10 protein-coding genes are annotated in these 13571 nt (G+C 37.1%); 1 reads left to right on the top strand and 9 read right to left on the bottom strand.

All coding sequences use genetic code 11. From position 1 onward, the window contains the following. Positions 1-195 precede the first annotated feature (195 nt). The 8 genes from Q3V31_RS09685 to Q3V31_RS09650 form a co-directional block, all read right to left on the bottom strand. Positions 196-543 (bottom strand): hypothetical protein, encoded by a 348-nt coding sequence (locus Q3V31_RS09685; RefSeq protein ID WP_033670266.1) that lies wholly within the window; start codon positions 541-543, stop codon positions 196-198. A gap of 388 nt (positions 544-931) precedes the next feature. Then, positions 932-1777, bottom strand: coding sequence for an exonuclease (locus tag Q3V31_RS09680; RefSeq protein ID WP_000786405.1), 846 nt, complete (start codon positions 1775-1777; stop codon positions 932-934). A 190-nt stretch (positions 1778-1967) separates the two neighbouring features. Continuing rightward, the gene (gene cspB / locus Q3V31_RS09675) at positions 1968-2168 is read right to left on the bottom strand and encodes a cold shock-like protein CspB (RefSeq protein ID WP_001179147.1); all 201 of its coding nucleotides are present in this window, start codon (positions 2166-2168) and stop codon (positions 1968-1970) included. Between the two features lie 218 nt (positions 2169-2386). After that, positions 2387-3286 carry a WD40/YVTN/BNR-like repeat-containing protein gene (locus Q3V31_RS09670; protein ID WP_090813951.1) on the bottom strand — a complete coding sequence of 300 codons (900 nt, stop codon included), beginning with the start codon at positions 3284-3286 and terminating at the stop codon, positions 2387-2389. Between the two features lie 16 nt (positions 3287-3302). Continuing rightward, positions 3303-3746 carry a flavodoxin gene (locus tag Q3V31_RS09665; protein WP_001062757.1) on the bottom strand — a complete coding sequence of 148 codons (444 nt, stop codon included), beginning with the start codon at positions 3744-3746 and terminating at the stop codon, positions 3303-3305. Positions 3747-3887: 141 nt separating this feature from the next. Next, positions 3888-4508 carry an acetate uptake transporter gene (locus tag Q3V31_RS09660; RefSeq protein ID WP_000070943.1) on the bottom strand — a complete coding sequence of 207 codons (621 nt, stop codon included), beginning with the start codon at positions 4506-4508 and terminating at the stop codon, positions 3888-3890. Positions 4509-4594: 86 nt separating this feature from the next. Beyond that, on the bottom strand, positions 4595-4990 hold the full coding sequence (locus Q3V31_RS09655; protein WP_090813950.1) for an NUDIX hydrolase: 396 nt from the start codon (positions 4988-4990) through the stop codon (positions 4595-4597). Continuing rightward, positions 4987-5328 (bottom strand): ASCH domain-containing protein, encoded by a 342-nt coding sequence (locus Q3V31_RS09650; RefSeq protein WP_001268352.1) that lies wholly within the window; start codon positions 5326-5328, stop codon positions 4987-4989. Before Q3V31_RS09650 ends, Q3V31_RS09655 begins: the two co-directional genes overlap by 4 nt. A 139-nt stretch (positions 5329-5467) precedes the next feature. Between Q3V31_RS09650 and Q3V31_RS09645 the strand changes: the two genes are divergently transcribed. Then, positions 5468-6025 carry a CatB-related O-acetyltransferase gene (locus Q3V31_RS09645; RefSeq protein WP_000966296.1) on the top strand — a complete coding sequence of 186 codons (558 nt, stop codon included), beginning with the start codon at positions 5468-5470 and terminating at the stop codon, positions 6023-6025. A 47-nt stretch (positions 6026-6072) separates the two neighbouring features. Here Q3V31_RS09645 and Q3V31_RS09640 read toward each other — a convergent pair whose 3' ends face one another. Further along, on the bottom strand, positions 6073-13545 hold the full coding sequence (locus Q3V31_RS09640; RefSeq protein ID WP_329764915.1) for a DUF7507 domain-containing protein: 7473 nt from the start codon (positions 13543-13545) through the stop codon (positions 6073-6075). Positions 13546-13571 lie beyond the last annotated feature (26 nt).

Raw genomic sequence — 13571 nt, 5'->3', positions numbered from 1 at the left:
CTCTGCTTTATACAAAATATGCTTATTTTTAATCCAAGATAACATTTGTTGCAGCGTCAAGTAGATTTCTTCCTTGTTGCACAAGCGTATTTCCATTAGAGATATCCGCTTCAATATTTCTAGTAGACCAAGTTCTTCTATAAGTTTTTCGTGTTTTTCCTTTTAGTCAATATGTATGTTGTTAAAATGAAAATTTCATTTTACTACCTCAAATTTATTGTACTCGTAAAAAGATAATTGAAAACGATATTTCGGATGCTCTCTCACCCAATCGTAGGCTTCTTCTAAAATATCCATTTTGTTTTGCGGGTCATTAAGTTCACTACATTCGTCCCTTTTCTGTTTGCACAGAGGGCAGAATCCATTCACTATCTCAGCACTCATCGCACGAATAGTTTTACTTTCTACGTCAACTATTAGACGAAGAATAAGGGCATGTTCCGCTTTTGTAGTCACCATCATTTCAGCAATCCTATCCTCATTCCAAAAGACACCGTTTAATTCCATCTTTACATTGACATCTTTGATATCCAAGTTTATCATCATCACATCTCCCATGTATAAAACGCTTATCTTACTTTTCAATTTTAATCTTTAATACACCACGTTTTAAAGATATGTTAAGCTTTTTCCAATTCTTCTTCTTTGCTATAAGAGGAAGTGTAATAAAAGCAAAAAGTGATGTGAATATAATACAAAAAACTAAAATGGTTAAAATGTTAAAGATTGCTTCCATTTAACTGTATCCTCTTTCATTTCTATGAGTTCTTATTTTATTAATACACTTTAAAATTCTTACTACGCCTTAATTTTCAAAGCAATTATAATGACTCAATTGCAACAACAACTTTATTCCCATTTAATATGAATACATTATTCACCCGTCAATACGATGACATTAAATTTATGTAGTTAGAAATGGAGGAGAATCTCATTTAACCTCTGTATTCTCCTCCATCTCAGCCAAATACCTAAGTTGCCGCTCTGCCTTTCTCACTGCAGTAGGAAAGTGCTTTTTCAGAAGTTCTACTGCAGATTCACTTATATAATATCTTTCCGTTATACTTTCCCACGTGTCACTACTTTCAAATGCACCCCATACAAAAGGACGCTCTGCACTTTTTTTCATTTCTTTAAATGCCCATTTTCGCATCTTTTTTTTCGCTTTTTCTGTTAGTTTTCCGTTCTTTACAAGTTCAAGCTCACCATGTCTCTTGTATCGCTTATTAATATCTCTCTCACTATATGCTTTAAGAAATATATTCGCTGTATTCTCAGCATCTGCGAAAGCACGATGTTGCCTACCTTCCCATGTTAAATCAAGCTGCTCCACTGCAAATTGTAAACTTGGTGTATGCTCAAATAATTCTTCATACGCTTGGAAAACAAATTTTTGCACATCAAATCTGCTCTCTTTTTCCATGCATGGGCATTCTACACCATGTAATGTACAATCGTGAGATAGAAAACGATAATCTTCTTTTCCCCATGAAATAAATATAAAATCTTCTCCGATAAACTTAATAAATTTCTCTATAATTTGAGGGAACTTCTCTACACCAATTAAATCTTTCTTTGTAATTCCGGTTAATTTTGTTGTATGACGAGTTAATGGGGCACTTGGTTTTACTAACTCTGAAAATTCTCCAATAATCTTCATTGTACTCGCATCTATTTTTACAGCTCCAATATCAACTATTTCTGACGGATCTTCCGATTTATATGGCCTAAAATTCCTTTCAATATCAAACACAATGAAATGTGTAGCGTTTTTCAATTTATTTACCTCTTTCTAAATTCCTTTTCACGCAAATACTTTATTTTCAGTATTTATTTATTAATGCACTTTATGCATGAAATACCTCGTGTAAAAAAAACAAAAATTCAGTCTTATTATCATATGTACATTGGAGGATATTCAATAAGAACGCAAAAAAAAGAAGGGCAAGCCCTTCTTTTTTTCATAATTACTTCTTGTTTACGTTTGTAGCTTGAGGTCCACGGTTACCTTGTTCTACTTCGAAAGTAACTTCTTGACCTTCTTCTAAAGATTTGAAGCCGTCGCCTTGGATAGCTGAGAAATGAACGAATACGTCTTCTCCGCCTTCAACTTCGATGAAACCGAAACCTTTTTCTGCGTTAAACCATTTTACTTTACCGTTTTGCATTTAAAAAATCCTCCTACAATGTACCTATATGTACATATTCATTTTCAACCACTTTACAATAATACGTCATAAATTAAAAAACTGCAACCCCCCGAAGGAGATTTAACATTGCTACCCCCTTGGAAGTTACAGCTCATTTAAATCTCTATATTATTAAAAGTAAAATGGTTTAAAGTAACTATATCATATCAATATAATAAAAGTAAAGTTTTTTTCAGCTATACAGCTTTTTTCTTCCATTGCATCGCTTTTAATTCACCTGATCCAGCTACAACATAGTCTTCCTTTTCATTCACAATGCGCCAACCATGCCCTTTAACCGAATCACATACTGTAACAATTCCTTCTTCAAGAAGCACACGGCAAACAGCGCTAATTCCCGCCTTATTTTGCGTTGACGTTGTATATAACACATGTTGATCTACACTTAAATCTAAATAGCTACTAGCTTTTTGTTCACTTTGACATGTATGCCAACATATTTTTTCATTCTCAATACTATCATCTATTTTACAAAAAGAAATATTCCCACTAACTCCCCTACACGATCCACTTGCCGCTACTAAATAGGAATTATGTATAGTCAACGCAGAAATCATCTGGTTCATCGCTATTTTAATCCTTTTTAATTTACGTGTCTCTAAATCCAAAAGCCAAACACCACCATATTTAGTATGTATTTTCGTACCGATAAATAAGTAATGTTTATATAAAAATAATGATCGAATAGATGGTGCCTCGCTATCGTAATCAAGAAATGGCTGAATAGTCTCCCATGTGGAACCAAAATTATTAGAATGATACAGTGTTTTATCTCCATGAGCAATTACTGTTCCATTTTCATTACTACATACATTCCAGCTCGTTGCTTTCGTTGGAAAGCGCTGGATCGTCCACGTTTCTCCACCATTCATACTACGAATAAAAACTCCTTCGTCTCCTACTCCATAAACTACGTTATCTTCACTATGTAAATCTCGAATTCGTTTTTGGAATCCAGTTAAAATCTGTTTCCATTCTCCATCTTTTTCAATGAATAAACCATTATATGTAGTAGCTAACAAAAGCTTTCCATCTCTTAACTTTGTAATAGCGGTTGCACTGAACTCTGTTTCCACGTTGACACTCCCATTCTTAGAACTTCTCGGCAAAAGCAATTGCAAAATCACTGCATTTTTCAACGTCTTCTTTATCTTCTGGAGCTAATTCAATTTTCAATCCTTCTTGTACAAGTTCTGCCCCGCATTTTACAAGACGTTCTTCAAATATCGTTACTGCTTCACAAAACAGTTCATACGCCGTATCACCTGATCCAAAAACAGCCACTTTTTTCCCCGTTAAATCTATATTTTCTAACTCATCATGGAAATCTTCCGCTTCAAATGGTAATTCACCATCACCCCACGTATAAGATCCTAAAATGATTCCATCATAAGCTAATAATTCTTCAGCATCCATACCTTCCATCTCTTGTAATACTACTTCATGATCAAAGGCATCTAAACTTACTTTAATTAAATCAGCAATACTCTCTGTATTCCCTGACATACTTGCATACGCTATTAAAATTTTCGCCACTTTGGCATCCCCCTCTTACAATGAATGATTCTCATTCTCATTATATTAATAATGAGAATCAATTTCAATTATATTTTTTGCTATTTTATTTAATTCCATAAAAAAAGAACGGATGACTATACAATCATCCGTTCTTTTTTATTATTTTTTAAAAATACCAAATGGTTTTCCAACTGGTAATACAACTTTTCCGAAGTGTGTATTTAACACAGCTGCTGCTGAACCATAGAAAGATAATAATGAAATACATAGTTCAGAATACGCTGCTAAATTATGCATTGCGTGCGGCATAACACCTAAAGTACTTAATGAAAGACCGATAAATAAGAAATCAATAAGGACGAAAATCATAAATAATACTTTATGTGTTTCCATTGCACCAATTGTCATAAAGATCGTGAAAATCAAGTATCCGATAAAGGCTACACCAAGCTGTTTTGAATCTGCAGTTTGGGCTAATTTTTCGCCAAATACTCCAAGTTGAATTAACCAAGTCATTCCAACACCTAACCAAAATAGGCCGTACGCACCAAATGCTGTTGTACCAAACGTATTGTTGTGCTTTGCATCGTGAATGCATGCAAAGATTTGTGCAAATCCTCCTAAAAAGATTGCCCATGGTAATACAAGTGAAACGCCATCTGTTAAGCCTAACTTTTGAGACGATGCTACAAGTGTTACCATCGCTAATCCAAATAGACCGATTCCAGATGGATCTGCTGTTGTCATTTTCACATGATGTGTAGTAGTTTGATTGCTCATATAAACCTCCTGATTATAAACATACTCGAATACAATACTTAAATCAGAAGGCTATGTCAATGGTTTTTTTTGTATGTTGTCAGACCTTATTCCCTATAATAATCGAATACACTTTGGGCGATTTCATACGGTTTTATATTTACATTTGGCAACTCATTTAGCGGCATCCATAAAGGAATATAACTCCCTCTATCTTTCAGCTCGAACTCCTCGCCTTTACCACTTCCGAACACTCCATCTGTAATATGGGCATTATAATAATACTCCGTACCTTTATACTCCACCTTTGCGATCAGATTCTTCACTTGTATATGTACCCCTAATTCTTCATAAACCTCTCGCTTCGTTGCTTCTTCAGGTGTTTCTCCTTTTTCAATTCCCCCACCCGGAAAAACAAAATACATTCCATCTTCTCGAACACGTTTTATAAGAGCGATTTTACCGTCCTGTACAATAATAGCTGCACCACGATTTCTTCTCACTTTATTACCTCAACACCAATCGCAACTGTTCCCCATTCATTTTCTTGTTCTTTCGTATATATTTCGTATGTACTTTCTAACATTTCTTTTATACTAACTCCTTCACAATCAAATAATTTTTTATCAATTTGTTCGTACATTGCTTTAAAACTTTCGTATCGTTTTATCTCCGTTACTTTTACAGCCATCGTTTCTGCTGTCGTAAGGTTCGTAAATACAATTTCATCGTCTTGTTTTATAAGTTGACGTTTTTTATCGTATAAGCGTACTTCATATACTTTTTTTCCTGATTGAATTGACTGAAAAGGTTTATTATATAATCCCATTTCGTATCTCATACATTCCACTCCCTTTTATTCATCTTGCCTACTAACATTTTTGCACATTACTATTTCATACAACATAGTTCGCCTTACTTCACCTTGCATATAATGTTCCATATCCATTACTTTCTTTAGAGAGGATGCTAAAATTGGTATGTTATATTTAAATCAAAAACCAGAATATAATAAATATGATATCGGTGATTATACTTACAGTAAAGTAGGCCCTTTTATTTTTTCTTGGAATGATGAAACAAAATTAAAAATAGGTAAGTTTTGTTCATTAGGAGAAGAAGTCGTTTTCATACTTGGCGGTGAACATCGTGCTGATTGGATAACAACTTATCCATTTAATGTCCTCTTCGAAGAAGGAGCACACATTACTGGTCATCCTTCTTCAAAAGGTGATATCGTAGTCGGAAATGACGTATGGATTGGTTATCAATCCTGCATTTTATCTGGTGTTACAATTGGTAACGGGGCCATTATCGGGGCCAAGAGTGTTGTTACAAAAGACGTACCTCCATATGCAATCGTCGCTGGTAATCCTGCCAAACTAGTTCGATATCGTTTCCCGCAAGAAATCATTGAAAAACTAGAAAACCTTGCATGGTGGGACTGGGACATTTCCGTTATAAAAGGAGCTATTCCATTTCTACTCTCCAACAAAATCAACGAATTTTTCACTTCTCCCGAAGAAGAAGCTACTTGATCCAAACAAAAAGAGCATCCTATTCTTTCAGGATGCTCTTTTTGTATTTATTTTTTATTTATTTGTAAGTGATTACATGGAGAACATTGAAATGGAATTTTATCTAAGCAATTAAAGTTTGTTTCACAAATTTGTTCAATTGTTGGAACAAACGGAATAACAACCATATTACTTTCTATTATTTGTGTAACAGGTGGCAATACTGTTCCTACTTGATGTTCGAAACGAATACTTGCTTGATTAATATAATTCCCTGAACCACTTGGCGCGCTCTGAACTACTACTTGGAACGAAACTGTCCGTGCTTCACCTGGATTTAAACTTCCTATAAGAAATCCTGATACTGGGTTTACATTTGGCACCGGCGTATTATCAACAGTTACACTTCCAAGGACAAATTGAACACTACTATCTAACATATCTTGAAAACGAATATTTTGTATCGCTGTATCACCCGTATTTGTAATAACTGTCGTAAACGTAATAACATCTCCAATTGTTGCTGTTTGATGATCCGCCGTTTTTACGACTGTCGTTGAGACATTTTTAGGAATAAACGGGATAACAACTGTATTGCTATCGCCTTCAACTACTACAGGCGGTTCATTTGGATTCACAGTTGCAAACCCACTCGCTGTCGCTGTATTTGTAACTAAGTTATTTATTTGCCCTCCTGTTATTACAACTTGGAAATTAATAATCGCTGCATCATTTGGTTGAAAATCACCTAAAGAGATACCAGTATTCGGATTGGTAAATGGAAAAGGTACATCATTTACTATTATCGTGCCATTTATAAATAACGTATTTGGGTCAATGATGTCTGTTAAAATAATATTCGTCACAGGAACTGTACTATCATTTATAACAGCAATTCCATAAGTGACAACATCTCCTACCATTGCTACTTCAAAATCCGCTCCTTTTGCAACAAACAAAATTGCAGTATTTACCGTTACAATAACTGTATTACTTGTGTCCATCACTGTAACTGGTGGCTCTCCTGGTACTAAAATATACTCTGCTAATGCCCCAGCAACGTTCACTACCGTACCACCATCAGGAAAACTTGTAATCGTAGCTTCATATGTTACAAATGCCGTCTCACCGACTGGAATGTCTAAAATTGTAAATCCAACCTGCGGGTTTACTCCTGGTTGCGGGATTCCATTTACAGTTACACTGTTTGGCACAAAAACAGCCTCCTGAGATAACACATCTATAAATTGAACATTCATCGCATCAGCAGTACCAGTATTTAATATACGAACAGTATACGTTACCGTTTCTCCTACTCCAACAATTGGATGATCTACTTCTTTCAGCATATCTAAACTACCTCTATTTACTGGTGTGACTGTCGTATTACTTGAATTCGTAATTGTAAACGGTGGTTCTCCTGGAATCAATTCGAAATCACCAGTTACTCTCGCTGTATTCATAATGCTACTAGAAGGTGGAATTGCGATTACATTTACTTCAAATGTGATTAATACGCTATCCCCTACTGCAAGATCCGGTAATGAAAAACCTACAAAAGGATCTAAACCTACCTGCGGAATTCCATTTATTTGTACACTTCCTGGAACGAATTCTAAACTAGGTGATGGGACGTCAATAAACTGAACATTTGTCGCTGTTACCGTTCCCGTATTTGTAACTTGCACACTATAAGTTAACGTATCTCCTAAACGTGTCGCGTCTTTATTTGCAGATTTTATAACGCTGAATCGTCCTCTATTTACCCTAGTTATCGTCGTATTACTTGGCTGATTCACTACAACCGGTGGCTCTCCTGGCACTAAAGTAAAACTTCCAGTTATATTTGCAACGTTCGTAATCGTTCCTGATGACGGGATGTTTGTAACTGTCGCTTGAAACGTCACTATTACCATTTCACCAACGAGTATATCTCCAACTTCAAACCCAGTAACCGGATTTAAGTTTGGTTGCAGGGCTCCATTTATCGTTACACTATTTGGGACAAATGACGCTCCTGCTGAAATCGTATCAATAAACTGAACATTGTTAGCTGTTACTGTTCCTGTATTCGTTATTTGCACTGTATACGTTAATACATCCCCAACTAAGGTAGCAGCTCTATTGACTTGTTTAATAACAGTATAGCGTCCTCTATTTACAGTTGTAAGCGTTGTGTTACTTGGCTGATTTACTATAACTGGTGGTTCTCCTGGTACTAATATAAAGCTTCCAGTAACATTTGCCGTATTGGCAATTGTTTCGTTTAATGGGACACTAACAACAGTTACTTGGAATGTGACTTCTACACTTCCCCCTGGATTTATATCTGGAAGTGGGAATCCATTATTAGGATTGAACCCAGGTTGTATCACACCACCTATCGTTACACTATTCGGTACGAATGTTATAGAGGAAGGTAATACATCACTATATTGAATATTCGTCGCTGTCACTGTCCCTGTATTTTGAACTACTGTCGTATATGTGATTGTATCGCCTACTGCAACAATTGGCTCACTTACTGATTTTAAAACATTCAAACCAGATTCATTTATTTTCGTTAATGTCGTGTTACTTGTCGTTGTTTCAGTAATAGGTGGCTCTGTTTCACTTACAGCAAATGTAGCTGTAACGTCTACAAAGTTAACAACGGTTCCACCTTCCGGTATGCTCGTCACCATCTCTTGATATGTGACAAGTGCAAAATTATCTACAGGTATATTTGGAACTGTAAAACCAATGAAAGGATCTAATCCTGGTGCCGGCACCCCGTTTATGCTCACACTTCCCGGTACAAATGCTACACCGGCGGAAGTAGTATCGATAAATTCAACATTGATCGCTGCCACTGTGCCGAAATTAAAGATTAATACATCATACGTTAAAATTTCTCCTACAGTGGCTACTTCTTTATCTACTAATTTTAATGGAAAAATAAACGCTATATTAATTGTCGTAACGACTAAATTCGTTAATATCGTTTCCGTAATCGGTGGTTCCTGCGGATTTGGTTGTGAAGTAAATGTAACGTCTGCATCATTTAATATGACTTCATTATCTGGAATTTCTGTAATCGTCACTCGGAACGTTACCTCAATACTTCCACCATTAATTAATAATGGAGTAACTGTAAATCCTATTTCTGGATTTAAACCAAGTTGCTGCACCCCGCCTATCGTTACACTATCTTCTACAAATGTCGTTCCTTCTGGTATGACATCTTGGAAGAACACATCTGTAACAGGTATAATTCCTACGTTTGAAATTAGCACGGTATACGTTAATACATCCCCAACCGCTCCAGTTGCAACGTCAACTGTTTTGATTGCTGTTACTTCACCAGGAGGAGGTAACGGTATCGTAACTACTGTCGTATTACTTGAATTTGTCGTTGTTACAGGGGGCTGTAAAGGATTTAATAAAAAAGTGGCTGTAGCAGATGCCGTGTTTAGTACGGCTCCGCGCGTGGATGGCGCAACTACTGTTACTTGGAACGTTACAGTCAATGATGTTCCAGCAGCGATATTAGGAAGCGTAAAACCTATATTTGGATCAAATCCAGGTTGAGGCGTTCCATTTATCGTTACACTATTTGTTACAAATGTTGTTTCTGAAGCAATTGGATCAATGAAGGAAACATTCGTCGCTGTTACCGTTCCATTATTTCTAATGACAACAGAATACGTGTAAGTTTCTCCAAGTACAGCTTGTTGTACAGATGAAGATTTTTGTATATTTAACTGTGCTGTGTTTACTTGCGTCACGACGAAATTGCTATTCGTAACAGTTGTTATTGGAGGATTTGCTGGGTTTATAAGAAAACTTGCAGTAACGTTCGATTGATTTCTTATATTCCCTCCACTTGGAACACTCGTCACTGTAACTTGCAACGTAATTGTAGCAGTTTGCCCGACTGGAATATTTGGTACTGGAAAACCTGTCATAGGATTCGCGCCTTGCTGAACGACTCCATTTATCGTTACGCTATTCGCAACAAACGTTGTTCCAACAGGAATCGGATCTTGAAAAATAATATTTGTTGCAGGAACAGTTCCTGTATTTTGAATGCGAATTGTATACGTTAACGTATCTCCTACTCCTGCTTGTGGTGTATTTACACTCTTCATTACATTAAGTGATCCTATATTCACTCGCGTCACAACAATATTACTAATCGTTACAATTGTAATTGGTGGCTGCAAAGGACTTACTTGAAAATCAGCAGTCACATTCGCATTATTCGGAAGAACTCTATTTGGTGGTACACTCGTGATCGTCACCTGAAAAGCAACTGTTACCATCCCTCCTACTGGAATATTGGCAAGCGGAAATCCAGTCGTTGGGTTTAAACCTGGCTGCGGTGTTCCGTTTATTGTTACACTATTTGCTACAAACGTTGTTCCAGATGGAATAGGATCGAGGAATGATACATTTGTTGCTGCTACTGTTCCACTATTTTGTATACGAACTGTATACGTTAACGTATCTCCTACACCTGCTTCAGTAGCGCTTACACTTTTCATTACATTTAGCCCTGAAGAATTCACAACTGTCATAACAGTATTACTTGGTACTGTTACAGTAATTGGTGGCTCTGTTGGATTTACAAGGAAATCTCCAGTTACATTCGCATTATTTACGACATTATTTCCTTGGGGAATTTCATCAATTAATACTTCAAACGACACAATTACACTCGCACCAGTAGGCAAATTATTTAGTGGGAATCCAAGTTCTGGATCTGCCCCTTCTTGTAAAACACCATTAACCAATACACTATTTTCAATAAATAAAGTCCCTTGCGGAATTGAATCTTGGAAAAACACATTTGTAGCTGGTACACTACCCGCATTAATTATTTCGATTGTATATACTAAAACATCCCCTACCGTTGCAACATCCGTATTGACTGATTTCACAACCTCAAAATTCCCTGATTGTACAGTTGTATTAACAATGTTACTAGGAACATTAATTGTTACTGGTGGTTCACTCGGATTCACTTGAAAACTTGCTGTTACATTTGCTTGATTTAAAATATCTTCATTTGGCGGATCCTGCTCAATTAATACTTCAAATGTAACTACAACTGTCTGAGCCGCAGGGATATTCGGAAGAGAAAATCCTGAATTTGGATTTAGTCCACTTTGTGGTGTTCCATTAATTGTTACAGAGTTTGCAACGAAAGAAACCGCTGAAGAAGTAGTGTCTTGGAAAAATACATTTGTTAACGGAACGTTACCTGTATTTTGGACGGCAATCGTGTATGTTAAAGTATCACCTACTGCCGCTTGAGCTGTATTTACTTCTTTTATTACATTTAAACCACCTGTATTAACTTGTGTTACAACGGTATTCGTTTGCCTATTAATCGTTACTGGCGGTTGATTCGGAATAACGACGAAATTAGCAGATACATTACCGCGATTCGCAATCGTACCTCCTGATGGGGTAGATGTCACTCGTACTTGAAAAGTCACCGTTCTACTTCCACTTGGAGATATATTCGCTACTGTAAACCCAGTCGCAGGATTTGCTCCAGGCTGTGAAACCCCATCTACAGTCACACTATTTGGAATAAAAGTCGTTCCAGTTGGGATCGGATCTTGAAAAATAACATTTGTCGCAAGTACATTTCCTGTATTTTCAATTGTAACGGTGTACGTAAGAACGTCATTCACTGTCGCAAAAGCTCTATCCACTGTTTTTCTCGTTCTTATATCAGCTATATTAATAGTAGTAAATACAGTATTACTTGTCGCTTGACCTGAAATTGGTTGTTGGCCAGGCACTGGAGTAAAGTTAAATGTTACACTTGCACGGTTCGGTATTGGATTGACAAGAGGGTTCGATGTCACTCGAACTTGAAAGCGCACTACAGTCGTTTGCGAAGCATTAATACTTCCAAGATTAATACTACTTGATGGATTCGCTCCTGGACGCGCTACTCCATTTACGGTAACACTATTTGGAACAAATGTTGTTCCTGCAGGGATACTATCAACAAAAATAACATTGTTTGCAGCAACATTCCCATTATTCGTGACATTCACTGTGTACGTTAATACGTCATTAAGCGTTGCCGTCTGTAGATCTACAGATTTTTGCATACTTATAGTTGCTTGATTCACTGTCGTTTGTACTGTATTTGAAGAAGATGTACTTGTAATAGGGGGACTACCGACAAAAGGACGGAATTGATATGACACCATTGCACGATTTGGAATAGGGTTTGGGTTCGGGAACGATGTTATTCGAACTTGAAATGTAACAATTCTTTGCGTGTTATTTGGGATTGTACCTAAATTAATTCCATTCGCTGGATTCGCACTCGGTTGTGTTACTCCACCTACCGTTACACTACCTGCTACAAATGTCGTTCCGTTCGGAATACTATCTTGTAATACAACGTTTTCTGCACTTCCTGTTCCTGTGTTCGGGACCGTAATCGTATAGGTGAGAGTATCCCCTACCCCTGCAACTGTTCTATTAACCGATTTAACAGGATTAATGATTGGACCTGTCGCATCAATTTGAACACCAAAACCAGCTGCAGCGTATCCATCTCCATTTGTGACAAAGCGAACAGTTGCTGACGTCTGATTGTTTACTAAAGAAGATGAGGCATCTACATTCGTAATATCCCACCCTTGTCTTCGGACCGCTAAAGCTATTCCTAACGGCTGATTCAAATCTCCAAATGTGCCGCTCGTATCTAGATTGCCACTATCATTACAAATTTGTGATTGAAAGAAATTATTCGCGGGGTTTCTCGGTCCGAATAATGCGACTGTAGCATTTGCATTCGGTCCAAAGCGAAGCTGATCTCCAACAATGTTAGAATCACCTTCTTGAGCAGTTACGAGCACTCTTCCTGTAACAGCTCCTGTTGCCGGAGTAGCAAATCCTGAAATAGTAGCATCAACTGGCGGGGATGAAGCATCGATAATTTCTTGACCTGCATATACTGATAAATTCCGAAGTGGTAAACTTGCATTTTGATAAACTACCTCAAGCGTCCAGCCAGCTGAACGACTGATTGTTGGATCAGCTGAAGTTCTTGCAGCTGGCACGGCACCTGTTGTATATGTGCCTGCCCCACCTGCACTTACAAGATTCGTTACATTAGCAGAGCGAGCATAATAAAACTGGTTTCCTACCGAACCTTGCTGCGCCGTTGCAGGATCTGGTGTAACAGAAAATGTTCCTGCTGGTGTTGTAAATGAAATATTATCATTTAAAAATGCTGTAACATCCTCTGTATCGGTCCGGTATGTGCCGGCCCATACTAGTTCTGCGTATAAAACACTACTCCCTGCTGGAAGGTTCAAAATTGCACTTGAAGAATTTAATGGCCAGTCATTCGTTGTTCCTGCCGGGAATCCAGGTATTTGAAGCGATGTATTTATCGTTGTAAACACATTAATCGTACCGAAGTTATTGTTTGGTGCAGGTGATGTAGGACTTAGTCCCAACGTGTTCCCAGTGAACGTGACGGCACCAGTTACAGTTGTCGTAAAGCGATTCATAAAAGGCACACAATCATCTCATTTCATTTCATTTA

The organism is Bacillus nitratireducens, from assembly GCF_036320425.1.
In the GTDB taxonomy this organism is placed as follows: domain Bacteria; phylum Bacillota; class Bacilli; order Bacillales; family Bacillaceae_G; genus Bacillus_A; species Bacillus_A nitratireducens.
Note: the sequence above shows the minus strand (reverse complement) of the source record. Positions and strands in the feature narration are given on the sequence as shown.